The sequence below is a fragment of the Citrobacter sp. C1 genome (assembly GCF_014596895.2).
Lineage (GTDB): Bacteria > Pseudomonadota > Gammaproteobacteria > Enterobacterales > Enterobacteriaceae > Citrobacter > Citrobacter gillenii.
This window is the reverse complement of sequence record NZ_CP115035.1, coordinates 1139989-1157210: the sequence shown is the minus strand read 5'-3', so window position 1 is coordinate 1157210 and position 17222 is coordinate 1139989. Positions and strand designations below refer to the sequence as shown.

Sequence of the window (17222 nt, the reverse complement as noted above, 5' to 3'; positions counted from 1 at the left end):
CTCCTGTCAGCCCAGCGTCGGCATGGAGAACGCCGCGCCCGTGTCCTGCTGCATTTCCGGCCAGCGTGCGGTAACGGTTTTCATTCGGGTGTAGAAACGCACGCCGTCGTTGCCGTGAACGTTAAGCGCACCAAAGATAGAGCGTTTCCAGCCGCCAAAGCTGTGGAACGCCATCGGGACCGGGATCGGGACGTTTACCCCAACCATCCCGGCCTGAACCTCTTCGCAGAAACGACGCGCGCAGCCGCCGTCACGGGTGAAGATAGCCGTGCCATTACCATATTCATGACGGTTAATCAGTTCCACCGCACTGGCGTAATCTGCTACCCGCACCACAGAAAGTACTGGTCCAAAAATCTCTTCTTTATAGATGGTCATCTCTGGCGTGACCTTGTCGAACAACGTCGGCCCGACAAAATAGCCCTGCTCATGACCTTTGACGCTAAAGCCACGACCGTCAACGCGCAAGCGGGCACCCTGAGATTCACCGCTATCAATATAGCCGAGTACTTTACTGCGGTGCACCGAGGAGATCAGCGGTCCCATTTCATTTTCCGGCGTCTGGTCAAGGCCCGGCCCGACGCGCAGCGCCGCAATCTGTTGTTCCAGTCGGGCACAGAGTTCATCTGCCGTTTTATCGCCGACGGCCAGGACGACGGAAAGCGCCATGCAGCGTTCCCCTGCCGCGCCATAAGCTGCGCCCATAATGGCGCTGGTGGCCATCTCCATGTCGGCATCCGGCATTAAAATACAGTGGTTTTTTGCCCCACCGAGCGCCTGACAGCGTTTACCGTGAGCCGATGCAGTTTGATAAATGTATTCGGCTATGGGGGTTGAACCGACAAAGCTCACGGCCTGAACCCGCGGGTCGGTCAGCAGCACGTCTACCGACGCTTTATCGCCCTGAACCACGTTGAACACACCGTCCGGCAGCCCCGCCTGTTGCAGCAGCTTTGCCAGTTCGAGCACCAGAGAAGGATCTTTTTCCGACGGCTTCAGCACAAAGGTGTTGCCGGTCGCCAGCGCGATGGGGAACATCCACATCGGCACCATCGCCGGGAAGTTAAACGGCGTGATCCCTACGCACACACCGAGCGGTTGCATCAGCGAGTGGCTGTCGACGCCCGTTCCCACGTTGGCTGAGTGCTCACCTTTTTGCAGGTGAGGAATGCCACAGGCAAACTCCACCACTTCCAGACCTCGGGTGATTTCGCCGACGGCATCAGAGAACACTTTGCCATGCTCTTCGCTGATTAAGCGGGCAAGTCGCGTCATGTTCTCTTCCAGCAAAGCCTTAAAGCGGAACATCACTCGCGCACGCTTTAGCGGAGAATAGCGCGCCCATGCAGGAAAGGCTTCATGCGCCGCCGCAACGGCCTGCTCGGTTTCCTGTACCGTACTCATCACCACCTGGCGGATTTGTTCGCCGGTGGCTGGGTTGAAGATTGCCTGCACACGCTGGCCTGAACCGGTGACACATTCGCCGTGAATAAAATTCGCTACCGTCTCCATCCTTAACCTCTCGCTGTTGATACGTGGCTGTTACCTGAACACTGTTCTCTGTGTACTATATATGAAACAAATATTCCATTTTAAGTTGAAATAAAACAAATATTGATTAATGTGATCAAGGATGGATTTTTATGTTAACAAGCAGCATTGCCAGAATAATCTGGCTATCCGTGTATTTCACGCGAAGAGAGGATTGAAGCTTTTGTTTCATTTTTAACAGCAATTGAATCATCAACATTTAAAAGACGCGGCTTTGCGTTTAGAATCATAAAACGATGTAACAGGAGGTAAAATGACGACAGCAACCAGCCTGAACGAGCTGCAGCAGCAAATCCGCGATCGCTACGATAGCCTGAGCAAGAGGCTGCAGCAGGTGTCCCGCTATGTGCTGGATAATACCAATAGCGTGGCCTTCGATACGGTTGCCGTCATTGCCGAGCGTGCCGGAGTACCGCCATCGACGCTGATCCGCTTTGCTAATGCCTTTGACTTCTCCGGTTTCAACGAAATGAAACAGCTGTTTCGTATGAACCTAGTGGAAGAGACCGCCAGCTACAGCGACCGCGCACGACTGTTTCGTGAAATGGAAAGTGAAGCGGTGCCGGAAACCCCGCTGGACATCCTGCAGGAATTTGCCCGTTCGAATGCGCAGGCCTTACAGCAGCTGGCGGCCCGCGCTGAACCCGAAATGCTGGTACGTGCAGTACAACTGTTGGCAGATGCCGACACGATTTACATCGCCGGTTTGCGCCGCTCATTTAGCGTAGCCGCCTATCTTACTTATGCCCTGAGCCATCTTGAGTGCCGCCCTATTCTGCTCGACGGGATGGGGGGAATGCTGCGCGAACAGATAAACCGCATTAAAGCGAACGATATCGTAGTGTCGATTAGCTTCTCGCCTTACGCAGAAGAGACCGTCATGGTCAGTGAAACGGCAGCGAATGCCGGTGCTCGCCAGATTGTGATTACCGACAGCCAGATCAGCCCGCTGGCAACGTTCAGCGATCTCTGCTTTGTGGTGAAAGAGGCGCAGGTCGACGCCTTTCGGTCGCAGTCTGCCACGCTGTGTCTGGTGCAATCGTTAGTGGTAGCGCTGGCGTACAAATTAGGTGATGGCAGCAACGAAAAAAGCCGTTCGGCTGGGTAAGTATGGCAACCAGGCCGTTCCACCGCGACGAATGCCGGATAGCATGTTGTCCAATAAACAGGTATCTGGCACGCCGCGAGCGCAATCATCTTACGCGCTGATCTAATCCTTGCAATGCTTGCAAAGAGCGTTCGGCATAGCGTAATAGGCCTGTGCCTTATCTCTTCCATCGTTCAACATGGTCCGAGTCAGACTGCGGTTCTCTCACAGGGCCGCAGAATGCGAGACCGCGCCGCTGGGTAACCAGAGCCGTTAAGCGCCTTATCCGCACGAGAAAACGACATATTCCTATATATTATAAGATTTATTATGCAAACAAATATTATTTTTCAATATGTTGCCAATGTTTGATTTTTTATGAATTTTATTTCCATTACAAACTATCCTACACTTGTTTTTACGCATATATATAGCAGGAATATCCCATGAACGAACCGCCTGGACACCATCGTTCGTTGTGCAGAAAACAGATCAGCAATATGCTTTTTCATACTTTCGGGTGATAACAATTTCGATCAAGCATTTTTTCATCATTTAAGGAGAGAAACAGGATACCAGAATTGCAACGCATGTTGCCTTGCTGGTAGTCAACGAAGCAATTGATTGATGGTGTAGAGTAAAATGAATCAAATACGAGAATCATTAAACAATGTTATATTCCCGGATAACATGCCTGACTCCTGGCCTTATCAATCCTGGTGTTCCCCGGCAGATATTGACACCGATATTACCTGGTATTCTTTTACTGAGCTTGATTTAACACTCAACGCCTGGCTAGGACAAAACGCCTTAATCCCTGTGCGAACATCTGTTTGGGGGTTTGTTTATGAGAATGAACCATTAGTCCAGATAAATATCAAAGATGATACTGCATTTATTGCAATTAACCGGAGATTCTACTCTTGGGTAATTATTGTTGCAGGAACCTACAACTTAAATATCAGCCTCGATTTATCCACGATCTTTAAGCACACGGCATTAGCAGATACGGCTCTATGTATGATTGCCAATAGAGTTGATACTCAATCAGTAGACGTCGCACTGAACACAGCAAAATCTTTTATGAACTTTGTTTTTTTTCATGAACTGGTTCATCTAATATGCAGTCATCATGCGTTTTTTCAGCACAATGGACATCAACCGTCCTACATCAGAACTATGGCGTTTATTGCTGATTTTTTAGCTTTCGAAAACTCACTTATGCCCTTAAGCGGTAATGACACTACACACAAACGAAATAGAGATCTGGAAATCGGCACCGCCCGTTGTCTTGGTTTTATAATAGCTTCCTATTTCATCATCAAAACTAAACAAATGAACACCGTAAACGTCTACCCTACGGTAAATGAAAGAACTATCTTGTTACTGAGCTATATACTATCACCCTATTTAAAAAGAGGTGAATGGGCAAACATGTTGTTGAAACATGAAGCTAGGGGAATAATGGATGCCTATACTCGACGAAGGAAATTAGGATTTAACCTAGACAATGATAATTGTATCATCTCTACTGATTACGCCACATGTCATTGCAACTGTAGTCAATGCAGTGCTTTCGCCACAGAGATATACACAAAGGCCAGACCATTAAATACTGAAGTGTTAAACCATATGGATGTCTATACTGCATGTTTCTCTAAAAATAGAAACGGCATGACCTATCCCAACCTGGAGAAAATAAACAACGCTACGTCTTATTTTTGTGGTTTAAAACACCCTGTGTTATTTTCATTAGAGAATTCAATTAAGAGATTGATTTAGGACACTTGAACACATTAACTCATGCGCAAACTACAAAAAATTCTCCACACGGAAAGAAAGGATGTTAGCCCTTACTCCCAACTGTCTGCGGAATCGATTTCACGCATCGCCGCACAGTGTGGCCGCGATGAAGTCGCGGATGCGCATATACTGATAAAGCAGTTACAAGCCGAACGGGTCACTGTTCCTGACTGGGATGGTGACACCGAGGACGACATCTGGCGGGCTATCGCGTTATTCCGGGCGATTCTTGCCAGCGTTCAACGCTAACCCGCTTCAATACAAAACGCACTACTGCAACAGTTTCGCAAGCCCCTGCTCCAGCACCGGGATTGCGGCTCCATAGACACCGAGATCGCGACTCACCCGACTGACCGAGAGTTCCTCAATAGTCTGCCCAAAAAAGCTATTCTGCTGTTGAAAGCCCTCACTGAACGCTTGCCAAATACCCGCGTTTTTTACGAAGGGGCCAGAAACGATCAGTTTTTTCGGGAAAAACACGCGACAAACGTTTGAGACTGCGGTGGTCATCTGTTCTACCGCTTGCTGCACGGCGGGATTATCCATCAGGTTCCTTGATTCAAGGAGAGTGGCAATATTCTCTTCATCATCTCCGGTCTGAAAGTCCTCAACCAAAACCTGACGACCAATCGACCACAGTGCTGCGACCGTCTCCAGGCACCCTTTTTGCCCACAATGGCAAAGGGCATTATGCCCTGCAATATGCCAATGACCAATTTCGCCGAAAGCATAGCCACCCTCAACAATTTTGTCCCCGGACTGGCCAAACGCAAAACCAACGCCATATCCCCAGTGCACCAATAATGTGCTTTCATCCTTCTGAAGCAGATGAATCAACAGCTCATTGTCCAGCGTACGGGACAACGTGATGGAGTGGTTCTCATCCGGAAAAACATTTCTGATATCCAGGTTATGCATCCGGGGCCAGCGAGATGTATGAATCCAGCGGTTAGTCGTACGATCAAAAACACCGCCAAGAGAAAAAACGATACCTGCTAACTCAGCATCTTTTGGTAGTTTCTCAAAAATGCTGTTATAGAGATTGCGAAAGATGACTGCCAGTGCAGCATTGTCACTATCCGGGGGCGCTTCGGTATGCTCATGGGCAATAATCTGTGCCGACAGGTTGACCATAAATGTATGTACCGACTGACTGATGACCTGAAAAACAATCGTCACTACCCGGTTGGCATTGACGCCAAGCGTCAGCGACGGCCGGCCTCGCCCGACATGCTCGCTGGGTTCTTCGGTTAACAGTCGACTTTCCAGCAATTCCGCAACATATTCGGAGATCGTGGTTGAACGAATCGACAGTCGTTTGGTCGCTTCGCTTCGGGTTTTAACCTCTCCCTTCAGAACGGCAAGAAAAACGCGTTCTTTATCATTGAGTAAGGCACGGGTAATCGGCAAATGGGTTAAAAAATCTATAGTGCGTTTATTATTCATGCTCTTTTTAATAACGTTCGGGTTCAGGGCCGAAAAGTTGGCGGCAATCCTCATAATGACGCAGAAGAGGTGCATTTTTTCATTAGGGTTACCTGACGAAGTATCCTGAAAGGTCGAGCATCAATCAACCCTGATTTACCTTTTCACGACAGCAGGAACAAAGCATTACAACACAGAAAGACAATCTTAATGGGGAAGGGATAACACAAACGTGGTGGGGGCATTATTGCCCCCGGGCTTTTAGGGGTAGCGTCGGCTTATCTCTGTACCGATGTAACATTCAGTGATGATATTATTTTCATCCCAAACCACCCTGGTATCAGGGCTGGCACACTGATGATATACCATGGCCGGTTGCATAAATTGGATTGGGTGAGCGCTTGCCATTGCCGCGGCGTCATCAAAACTGGCAATGTCCCAGTTCACCAGATTACGCACGGCCTGATCAAGCGTCAGACTAGAACCCGCCAGGTTGCTGGCACCAGGTTGGCGTACCTTTCCATCTTGCGCACGCTCCACGTTGATTCCCGCAAAAGGATATTGTCCCGGGAGGTCACAAGCGGCAGCGCTCATTGCATCCGTGACTAAAATTGAGCGGGAAAGCGTTTTTGCTCGCAGAAGGTTTTTGAGCGCAAATGGCGGAATATGTAATCCATCGGCAATAAAGCTGGCATGCAATGCGTCGCAACTCAACTGCGCCTGTAACGTGTTATCCAGCTTAGGCAATATCTGAGGTATACCATTACCCAGATGCGTGCACAGGCTGGCTCCTGCCTCAACCGCAGCCTGAAGCGAGGCGTACCCCGCACTGGAGTGCCCAACGGCGACACATTTCCCCCTTTTCACTAACGCCCTTACGAACCCTCCACCTTCATCAAACTCCGGTGCACAAGTGACCAGCAAAATCGGTCGTATCAGTTCCCTCTCCAGCTCATCAATCAACCGAACATCCGGTGACGTCATATCTTGTGCAGGATGACAACCGGCATATCCCTCTGCCGGATTCAGAAAAGGCCCTTCCAGATGATATCCCGGAACCATAAACGCACCGAGTTTACTCTCTGCCACCGCCTTATCGAGCGCCCGAAAGCGTCTGGTCAGCACGCTTTTTGATGCGGTGATCAACGTTGGCAGACAGCAAGTCACGCCGGTTTTCAGCATAGCCTCCAGAGCGGAGTCCAGCCTGTCAGCATCAATATTTTCATCATTGAAATCAACGCCGGCAAATCCATTCACCTGTATATCAAATAAACCTAGAGTGACTTTCATCTTTCATCCCTTACTGTTCAGTCATTAACGAGGCGGATTCACTATCCAGAAAAACCTGACAGGCAGGATGACGTTGTACAATTGAAGCCGGAACGCTATTCACTACGGGTCCCTGCAATGCCTGTTTTACCGCCAGCGCTTTACGCGTATCCGGAATACTCAGGATCAGTACTCTGGAGAGCATAATTTGATTAATGCTCATCGAAATAGCTTGGGTCGGAACCTCTTCCAGGCAACTGAACCATTTTTCGCCCAGTTGCTGCCGGCGGCAGGCCTCATCCAGTTCAACCGTCAGATAGGGGACCGTCGTTGTAAAGTCTGCTGGCGGATCGTTAAAGGCCAGATGGCCATTTTCACCAATCCCGGCAAAACAAACGTCAATCTCTTGTGCGCTAATCAACCGGTTGAGACGGTCAATCTCCTCGACAATATTCTCAGCAGAACCATTCACCCCCACAAACTGGCCCACTGCCGGGAGTTTCTCGATAACACGTTCACGCAAATAACGGCGAAAACTGGCGGGATGATCGTCACTTAGGCCAATATATTCATCCAGATGGAATATCGTCACTCGCGACCAGTCAATATCGGCCTTAATAAGATTTTCCAGCATTTGAAATTGACTGGCTCCGGTTGCAAGGATAATAGCAACATGGTCTTTCTGATCTAGTGCATCTTTTATGGCAATAATACCGGCTTGTGCCGCGCCCACACCCAATAGAGCTTTGTTTTCTAAAATCGTAATATTCATATTTACCTCATTTGTTAATTTTCAATACTGTACCTGAATACGTATTAATGATGTTCTTTAAGTCCTTTCGCCATTTGCACCGCCACTAAGGTCAGCAGGCTACAAAACATCAGGTAATAGATCAGGTAGGTGGGGTCACCATCACCAAAAGTGATAAGTGCAGCGGCAATCACCGGTGTGGAACCCGCAAAAATAACGCTATTGAGTTCACGCGATAATGCAATACCGGAATAACGGTATTGTGTTGGGAACAGGTTTGCCAGAAATGCCCCCTGTGCCCCCGATGTCGCACCATGACCAATACCGTAGGCAATACACATGCCGAGAGTTGCCAACACAATATTGCCGCTATCAAGGAACCAGAATAAAGGGAAAGCGAAAGCTCCGAGGAAAATAGCGCCAAATGAGAAGACCACGGTGGTGCCATATTTATCAGCCATTTTTCCCATGATTGGGGTCATGATGGTATTCACCGTTACAGCAACCATCAGCGCTATAAGCCCTTCTGATTTTTCCATCCCTAAGGTATTAGTCAAATAACTGATACTGAAAACACTGAGTAAATATCCATTAGCCTGATGACCAGCCAGACTGAAGAAACCACAAATAAGGTTTTTCGGGCTGTTCATAATCAATGCCTTAAGCGGAACTGCATGCGTTTTCTTATTACTCTCGGCCTTTTCCATTGATTTAACATATTCAGGTGTTTCATCCAGATGTTTACGGATGTAAATAGCCACAATAAACAGCACAATGGAGAACAAGAACGGAACACGCCATCCCCAACTCATAAAGGCTTCATCCGGTAACTGGGTTACCAGAAAAAAGGCCAGCGATGAAAGTAGAATAGCGACCCCAGTAGAGGCATTGATCAGTGAAGTATAAAAACCTCGCTGTTTAATAGGGACATATTCAGCCACAAAGGTCTGGGCACCCGCCAATTCTGCGCCAGAGCCAAACCCCTGCATTAAGCGGATAACCACCAGGGCGATTGTCGCCCAAATACCAATGTGGTGATAAGTTGGCAACAGTCCCAATGCCAGCGTCGCAATCCCCATCAAAACCACCGCAAATATCAGTGCGGGTTTACGCCCATAACGGTCACCAATATGCGCGATAATCACGCCCCCTAGCGGACGAGAGACAAAGCCGACCGCAAAGGTTAAAAAAGCGGCTAAGGTGGCTATGGTGGGCGAAAGATTGGGAAAATAGAGTTTATTAATCACCAACCCTGCTGCAGCGCCGTATAGCGAATAGTCATACCATTCAATAACGGTTCCCGAGATGCTGGCAAACATGACTTTACGGATCGTCTTCTTACTGGCGCCCTGCTCTTGCGGGACCTCCAGTTGTCTTACTCTGTCTAAATTGGCTTCACTCATTGCACCCCCTGAATTTCATTAACTATTTGTTTTAAAGCAATAAAAAACATTGCATGGTTTGGGTAACAAGCGGACATCAACCTCGCGTACGATGACGGTATCACTACTCTATTTATTTTTGAACATGATCGTTCATAATTCAGATCGTAAATGTGACAGCTGTCATGACAATACTGATTTATGAATAAAGACGGAGAAGGAAATGAGGATTCAGGGGGGGGTAATTAAGCGCAGGAAAGGTGGTTGAACATGGTATCAAAATGCCTGTGACTCTGGCACACCAGAGCCACAGGAGACAAACATTAATCAGGCTTGACTGGGTAATGCACCAATAGCGTGGGAGTTTTTCACGGTCAGCGTCACCACTGCCGAACAAATCAATGCCGCAATCATAAAGATAAATGCGCTGTTGTAGCTGCCGCCGCTGCTTTGGATTAACCAACCAATGACCGGTGCGGAAACCACCCCTGCCATTTGTCCACCAAAGTTAACGATGCCGGATGCGCGACCCATGATGTTGCTGGGAATAGTGTCCATCAAAATCCCCCAGAATGTCGCCATGGCGAAGAACATAAACAGTGCTGAAATACACTGGTAAACCACCGCCATATCCGCGCTGCTTACGCTAAAGGTCAAATACAGGAAACCTGCGGCAATAACGGATGTCACAACGTAGAACATCTTACGCAACGACTTGTATTTGTCGGAGCAATATCCACCGATCAATGTGCCACATGCGCCAAACAGGAATGGAATCGCCGCCATCACACCGGTCTTCGCCAGTGAGAACTCACGGACGGTGATCAAATAGCTTGGCAGCCAGGTAGAGAAGCCCCAGAAGGTGATATCAAACAAGAACCAGATAGCCGCCATCTGCCATAGCACGGGCATTCTGAGCACGTCTTTGAACGCAACGGCACGGGTATTTTGCTGACTACCTTGATCGTCAGCCGCCAGTTCCGCCAGATCCTGCTGCGTAATAGCCGGGTGATCTTTCGGGTTGTCCCGGGTAAAGAAATAGATACCCGCCGCAATAAACAGACCGGGAATACCGAGCACGATAAAGACCATGTGCCAGCCAAATGCCCCGATGATGCTCGCCGCAACCACCACCGCCAGCGCCGGGCCTAAGGTATTCACCGTCGACTGAATCGCCGTTGCACGACCACGCTCTTTTGACGGGAAGTAGGTCGAGATCATCTTCCAGGACGCAGACGGGAAGCACCCTTCACCAATGCCAAATAAGAAGCGGACGGCCAGCATCAGAGGAAGCGTCAGTACCGCACCGGTTAAGCTGGTGAAAATTGACCACCAGGCAATGCCAATGGCCATAATTTTACGCGAGCCAAATTTATCCGCCAATAAACCGCCGGGAATTTGAAATGCCGCGTAACCAATAAAGAAGGCGCTAATAATTAAACCTTGTTGCGTGGTATCAAGATTTAAATCTTTACCGATATACGGTAATGAAACGCTCATCACCATACGGTCGAGAAAAGAAAGCAGCCATGCCAGCCAGATTAATGACAGGACGGTATATCTTGCTTTCCAGGTCTTTGGTTTACCTGAAGGTAAAGATGCTTGTTGGTTCATTGTGATGTCCTTGGGGTGTAGTGATCTCTCGCGGCTATAAATGGTCGCGAGAGATCAACGCGTGTTGCGCGTTATTTATTAGTATTGTTTTCTAATAACAGTACCGCTACAGGCATAGCTCTCTATGCCATTAATTAAAGCAATACGTCCATTGACCATTACCAGTTCGATCCCTTCAGGATACTGATTAGGTTCAACAAATGTGCCTTTATCGGTAATGGTGTACGGATCGAACATCACAATATCCGCAGCATAACCGACCTTAATCAGCCCTCGATCCTGCAAGCCCAACACCTCGGCAGGTTTTCCGGTCATTTTACGGATTGCCGATTCCCAGGTCAGACAGCCTTCTTCCCGCACATATTTACCCAGTACACGAGGGAAAGCACCGAACACGCGCGGATGCGGCTTACCTGCGCCCATCAGGCCATCGGTACAGACGTTCTGTTCCGGGCGGCAGAGGAACTTAATTACGTGTTCTTCCGTGCCGTAGAAATCGACCATCCCAACGGCATTTTCTTCTTCAAACAGCAGATCAAAGGTGGCGTTGTACGGATCTTTACCACGCAGTTCACCCAACTCGACGAGGTTCAGGCCAACGGCATCCTGATTTTTTTCTGTCTTCACGCTGGTAACAAAAATCTGATCCAGACCGGCGAAATCAATAAAGTTATCCCAGCCCGGAATGCCCTGTTGAATATCAGCGATCATCTTCTCCCGCAGTTCAGGCGAGGCCAGACGTTCAAGCAGCTTGTCGGTTCCACCCGAATGGACCCACGGTGGCAGGATCACACCAAGCATGGTGCTGCCCGCAACGTAAGGATACTGATCGAAAGAGATGCGGATCCCCTCTTCCTGCGCCTGCTCCAGCATGCCCAGCATCCGATCAATCAGCGTCCAGTTTTTCTTGCCGCAAACTTTCATATGCGAAATGTGCAGCCAGACGCCGGTTGCTTTAGCGATATCGATCAGTTCCTGGGTGGAGTTGATGATGTCGTCGGCTTCACTGCGCTGATGCACCACGAAGATCCCGTTGTATTTCGCCGTGACCTTGCACAGCGCAATCATCTCAGCGGTATCGCCAAAAGCGCACGGCATATAGATAAGCCCGGTGGACAGGCCAAATGCTCCAGCCTTTAACTCCCGCTCGAGGACCTCGCACATCTTGGCCACGTCTTCACGGGTGGAAGGTCGCCCATCCAGCCCCATCGCTTCCATACGCACATTGCCATGCGGGACCAGATACGCAAGGTTAGTGGCCGGGTGACGAGAGGCCAATAAATTGAGATAACCGTCCGTATTCTTGTATTTCCAGTCAATTTTGTCGGTATCGCCATCCAGTCCGGCAATATTTTTACGCCAGGCCGGAATATATTCCTCAGGCAACGGCGCAAGTGCCACGCCATCCTGTCCGAGTAATTCCGTGGTAATACCCTGACGAATTTTTGCCGACAGCGCGGGATTAATAATTGCCGACAAATCAGAATGTGTGTGGGTATCAATAAAGCCAGGACAAATTACTTTTCCTGTTGCATCAATAACCTGTTCATTTACGCCAGCATCAATTTGGCCGATCGCCACAATACGACCGTCATCAACCATCACATCGGCAATCCTGCCTTCGCTGCCCGTCCCATCGATCACATTTCCGTTTTTGAAAATGGTTTTCATCGTAATTCTCCATTGCGGTACAGATAAACTGCACCGCCTGTAGGGTAAGAGGGTTTTATCTTTATTTTTTTAATAGCGATACAATGTCTGGATAATGCTGTAATACCCGCTGGCCGAACCGGTTAGCTGATCGATTTCAATAAACTCATCGATGGTGTGCGCCAGGTTTTCACGCGATGGGCCAAAACCGATGGTTTTGATGCCCGCTTCGCCCGCATAGTGGCTACCGTTCGTGCAAAAGGAATACTGGGTGATGGTCGGTTCAAACCCTGCCGCACGCACGCCGGCCAGCGCGGCCTGCACAAACTCGTCAGACTCTTCGTAAACCCACCCAGGGAAGAAACGCTCACCCTCAATGGTGGCGCCGGTGTAGCAGGACTCCTGGCCTACAGCGTAGGAAACGCTGGCCTTAAATTGTGGATCCTGAGCGACCAGCTCGGCCAATGCGCTTTCCAGTGGCGCAATGACGCTTTCTTTGGTTTCGCCCACCAGCAGGCGGCGATCGTAGGTCGCACGGCAGTAATCTGGCACCACAGATGCACCCGGATACGGCGACGATTTAATATCCGTCAGTTCGAGAATGCCAGGCCCTAACACCGGATGCGTTGGCGGGGTAATGGTGCGAATTTTGTCGATCAGCTGCGCCATTTTGTACACCGCGTTAATACCTGCCTGCGGATTAGCGGAGTGCGCCGGTTTGCCAAACGTTTCAACCACAATTTCAGCGCGGCCACGCTGACCAATTTTCAGGTTTAATTCGGATGCTTCGCCGATAATCACATAGTCAGGTTTATAGCGCTCGCTGACCAGACGGGCGGCGATCCCTTCGAAGCACTCTTCATGTACGATGCAAGCCACGTAGATTTTACCGGCAAACTCACGCTGATTATCCTGGCCGAAAAATCCGACGGCAGAGATCATCGCCGCCACAGCGCCTTTCATGTCCGTCGTGCCACGGCCATAAATTTTACCGTCCTCAATGTCGCCACCGTACGGATTGTGGGTCCACTTTTCCGGATTCACGGGCACAGTATCAATGTGTCCATCCAGCACCAGCGTTTTTCCTGGTTTATTGCCGACAATACCGCCAACAATATTTCCGTATTTATCGACGTGAATATCATCGAACTGGTAATGCTCCATCATTGTTTTTATTGCATTTACCACTTCCCCTTCCTGACCGGAATAACTTTTCTGCTGGATCAGCGCCTGGCAATTCTTAATCACTTCTTCAATACGGTTTGCAGATAACATGGTTTTCTCCGTTATAACTTCAATCAGGAATGGATTAATTAATGCCGGGGTACTGACCGCCCCAGACAATATCCAGATATTGTTGGGGGTCGGTATCACCTTCTGTGCTTATCAACAGCACGCGAGAATGCGCATCCAGCCCCAGTTGTTCACGCGTCTGTGCCAGTGCTGGCGAGGTCATTAGCAGTGCCAGCAGACCGGTGGTCACAGCACCGGATTCACCGGACGTAATTTGGGGATCGCCCGTTAATGGGTTACCCAGCATGCGCATCCCCAGCGCGGCCACTTCATCAGGGCAGGAGGCAAATGCGTCGGCATAATCACGCAACAGTTTCCAGCCGATGCTGTTGGCTTCGCCGCAGGCAAGTCCTGCCATAACGGTCTGCAAATCTCCCCCAACGGCCACCGCCTCGCCCTCTTTAGCCAGAGCAGAACGGTAGAGGCAGTCGGCAATTAACGCCTCAGCGACAATCACTTTCGGACGGTTTTCCCCCCAGGCCGCCGTCACCATTCCCTGCACCATCCCGGCAAAAGAGCCCACGCCCGCCTGAACGAATACGTGTGTTGGCGCAACCTGGTGAAGCTGATCTATCGCTTCCAGCATCAGCGTGCCGTAGCCTTGCATAATCCACAGCGGGATCTTTTCATAGCCTTCCCAGGCCGTATCCTGCACCACGATCCAGCCATGTTCTTCAGCTTGTTCGGCGGTCATACGCACGGCATCGTCGTAGTTCATATCGACAATCTCCGCCGTCGCGCCTTCATTGCGAATTGCGGTCAGACGCTGCTCAGATGAGCCTTTCGGCATGTAAACCACCGCATTCTGCTTGAGCTGCCGCGCCATCCATGCCACTCCGCGTCCGTGGTTGCCGTCGGTCGTGGTAGCAAACGTCACGGTCTTCAGGTCGCGGCGCACTTCGTCGCTGGTCATCACATCAAAAGGTAATTCGCTGATATCCTTACCCACTAATTCCGCGATGTGGCATGCCATCGCATAGGCACCTCCCAGCGCTTTAAAGGCTTTGAGACCAAAACGCTGAGACTCATCCTTCAGATAAATATTTTTAACGCCCAGTTTTTGCGAAAGAACCGGTAACGAATACAGCGGCGTCGGCGCATAACCCGGAATAGAGCGATGAAAATTCAGCGCTTTTACCAATTCCTGGCGACTAAACGGCGCCAGCGGCGCATTGGGGTGTTCAGTAAACGGCGTCTGGTTGATAAAAAACGATAAGTTTTCCTGCATCATAGAACCTCATTGTCCTGATATTTCATTCCCTGTAATCGGTGCCATACAGAGAGCGTTAAGCGAGCGGTATTCCCTAAAAGCAAAATGCTTACCAGTTTTTTATAAAACGACAAAATCATGAGGAGAAAATTAACAATCGCTTTAACTTCAATGAATTAAAAAATAGCGAACGGATTAATGTCGTAAAAACAGCATGCTGAGTTTATCGCGTTATTTTGATAAATTATCACCAATGATAAATAGTGTGATCGCGGAAGATAAAACAAAAAATATATCTAAAAACAACGTAATAGATTGATTATGCGCAAGCCGAGCTGGTCATATTTCGCATATTTATCATTCTCCTTGATAAATTCGCTGCCCAACCGGAGAGGGATCATGATTTCAGTACTCAGTAATATTCAGGATGATATCTGCAATTATGCTGACGCCATTTCCGGTATTACCGGGACCGATGTTGAAATCATTGATGAATCTTTAATGCGCATTGCGGGCACCGGAAAATACCGGCACATGCTCAATGAGAATGTGGCAAAAAATGGCTATATCTATCGCCATGTTCTGCAGGTGCGCGAAACGGTGCTGATCAAAAATCCCGGTGAACATCCGCTGTGCCAGATGTGTGAAAAACATCGCTATTGTTCAGAAATGCTGGATTTGAACGCGCCCATCTTTCTTAATAATCGCGTCATTGGGGTGATCGGGATTATTTGTTCAACCCAGGCACAGCGAGAAACGCTGCTCAGTCAGATTGATAAATTCGTTACCTTCATTGAACAAATCGCCGTCATGATCTCAAGCAAGGTCTTTGAGTGCCTGGAACGCTTACGCGCCCAGGAGACGCTGGGCGCATTCCGTCGCCTGATCGATGCGATGGATCGCGGCGTCGTGGCGATCGATGGTCATGGCCGTATCTGGCATGCCAACCACTCCGCCGATCGTATTCTCAACCGGGAGGTTCAGGGACTCCCCCTCACCATTGAAACAACCGGTGACAGTTTGTATGGCGATGAAGAAGCGTGGCTGACGCTCGAAGGTCAGAAACATCATGTATTGTGCAAACAGATTTCACTCTCGTCACAAGATAACGATCGTTTAACCATGGTTATTTTTCGCGATGCTCATGACTACCTGAGCAGCATGACGATGCCGCCTTATGAGTCCGATACTCAGGTGCGGTTAATTGGCCATTCCCCGTCAATGGAGCAGCTTAGAAGTACCGTAGGGAAAATCGCTAACAGCTACGCCAGCGTGCTGATTACCGGGGAGAGCGGATCGGGGAAAGAAGTGGTGGCATTTGCGATTCACCAGAGCAGTCCGCGTAAAACCGCGCCTTTTGTGACGATCAACTGCGCAGCTATCCCCGAGCAGTTACTGGAAAGTGAACTGTTCGGCTACGTCCGTGGGGCGTTCAGCGGTGCGGACCCCAAAGGACGAATGGGCAAATTTGAACTGGCCAACGGCGGCAGCTTGTTCCTCGATGAAATAGGCGATATGCCGCTGCACCTGCAGGCTAAGTTACTCAGGGTACTGCAGGAAAAAGCGATTACTCGGGTAGGCTCGAATAACACCATCGAAATTGATGTCCGCATTATCGCAGCGACCAACAAAAATATTCACACGATGGTTGAGAATTATCAGTTTCGCGAAGATCTTTTTTATCGTCTGAACGTGGTTCCGCTGGTACTCCCTTCCCTGCGGGAACGACGTGCGGATATCGCCGTCCTCGCCCAGTATTTTGCCGATGAGTTCTCAGCAAGCTACCAACGGCCACCACAAAAACTGCCCGATGATGTGATCAACCGCCTGTATACCTGGCACTGGCCCGGAAACGTCCGCGAACTGCGTAACGTCATCGAATATATTTTTGTCATGCGTGGGGAAGCGACCGGGATCAACGCCAGCCACCTGCCTCCATACCTGCTCACCGCGGCGGACAGCAGAAAACCCGCTATATCGGCACAACCACGTCAGCTTGCCAGTCAGGGAAAACAAGCCGAAAGAGAAGCTATTGAGCGTGTTTTACAGCGTTTTGGCACAAGCGTAGAGGGCAAGAAACAGGCGGCGGCAGAGCTGGGGATCGGCATCGCCACGCTCTACCGAAAAATTAAGCTGTACGGAATGTAAGCCATCTGTCCATGCTCTAAAAAAGAAGAAGCCCGCATA

At 49.5% G+C, this 17222-nt stretch carries 13 protein-coding genes; 4 read left to right on the top strand and 9 right to left on the bottom strand.

Annotated elements, in window-relative coordinates:
* Positions 1-6: 6 nt before the first annotated feature.
* Positions 7-1512, bottom strand: coding sequence for a CoA-acylating methylmalonate-semialdehyde dehydrogenase (locus IB214_RS05410; RefSeq protein WP_115257691.1), 1506 nt, complete (start codon positions 1510-1512; stop codon positions 7-9).
* Between the two features lie 292 nt (positions 1513-1804).
* Here IB214_RS05410 and IB214_RS05405 point away from each other — a divergent pair, with 292 nt between their 5' ends.
* From IB214_RS05405 to IB214_RS05395, 3 genes are all read left to right on the top strand, one after another.
* Positions 1805-2659 carry a MurR/RpiR family transcriptional regulator gene (locus tag IB214_RS05405; RefSeq protein ID WP_096756047.1) on the top strand — a complete coding sequence of 285 codons (855 nt, stop codon included), beginning with the start codon at positions 1805-1807 and terminating at the stop codon, positions 2657-2659.
* Between the two features lie 621 nt (positions 2660-3280).
* Positions 3281-4420 carry a hypothetical protein gene (locus IB214_RS05400; RefSeq protein WP_117343223.1) on the top strand — a complete coding sequence of 380 codons (1140 nt, stop codon included), beginning with the start codon at positions 3281-3283 and terminating at the stop codon, positions 4418-4420.
* Positions 4421-4441: 21 nt separating this feature from the next.
* Positions 4442-4690: a hypothetical protein gene (locus IB214_RS05395; RefSeq protein WP_115257689.1), complete on the top strand. Its 249-nt coding sequence runs from the start codon at positions 4442-4444 to the stop codon at positions 4688-4690.
* 21 nt (positions 4691-4711) lie between these two features.
* Here IB214_RS05395 and IB214_RS05390 read toward each other — a convergent pair whose 3' ends face one another.
* The 8 genes from IB214_RS05390 to dpaL form a co-directional block, all read right to left on the bottom strand.
* Positions 4712-5887 carry an ROK family transcriptional regulator gene (locus IB214_RS05390; protein WP_161959039.1) on the bottom strand — a complete coding sequence of 392 codons (1176 nt, stop codon included), beginning with the start codon at positions 5885-5887 and terminating at the stop codon, positions 4712-4714.
* Between the two features lie 240 nt (positions 5888-6127).
* Positions 6128-7156: an N-acetylglucosamine-6-phosphate deacetylase gene (locus IB214_RS05385; RefSeq protein WP_115257687.1), complete on the bottom strand. Its 1029-nt coding sequence runs from the start codon at positions 7154-7156 to the stop codon at positions 6128-6130.
* 10 nt (positions 7157-7166) lie between these two features.
* Positions 7167-7907, bottom strand: a complete 741-nt coding sequence (locus IB214_RS05380; RefSeq protein WP_115257686.1) for a glucosamine-6-phosphate deaminase — start codon at positions 7905-7907, stop codon at positions 7167-7169.
* A 44-nt stretch (positions 7908-7951) separates the two neighbouring features.
* Positions 7952-9289 carry an MFS transporter gene (locus IB214_RS05375; RefSeq protein WP_117343221.1) on the bottom strand — a complete coding sequence of 446 codons (1338 nt, stop codon included), beginning with the start codon at positions 9287-9289 and terminating at the stop codon, positions 7952-7954.
* Between the two features lie 306 nt (positions 9290-9595).
* Positions 9596-10882: an MFS transporter gene (locus IB214_RS05370; RefSeq protein WP_115257684.1), complete on the bottom strand. Its 1287-nt coding sequence runs from the start codon at positions 10880-10882 to the stop codon at positions 9596-9598.
* Between the two features lie 78 nt (positions 10883-10960).
* A complete protein-coding gene (locus IB214_RS05365) occupies positions 10961-12553 on the bottom strand; it encodes a D-aminoacylase (RefSeq protein ID WP_117343220.1) in 1593 nt (530 codons plus the stop codon).
* Positions 12554-12622: 69 nt separating this feature from the next.
* On the bottom strand, positions 12623-13807 hold the full coding sequence (locus IB214_RS05360; protein ID WP_117343219.1) for a YgeY family selenium metabolism-linked hydrolase: 1185 nt from the start codon (positions 13805-13807) through the stop codon (positions 12623-12625).
* Between the two features lie 34 nt (positions 13808-13841).
* Entirely contained in the window at positions 13842-15053 is a 1212-nt protein-coding gene (gene dpaL, locus IB214_RS05355; RefSeq protein WP_117343235.1) for a diaminopropionate ammonia-lyase, read from the bottom strand.
* Between the two features lie 381 nt (positions 15054-15434).
* Between dpaL and IB214_RS05350 the strand changes: the two genes are divergently transcribed.
* A complete protein-coding gene (locus tag IB214_RS05350) occupies positions 15435-17183 on the top strand; it encodes a sigma 54-interacting transcriptional regulator (RefSeq protein ID WP_117343218.1) in 1749 nt (582 codons plus the stop codon).
* Positions 17184-17222: the final 39 nt, after the last annotated feature.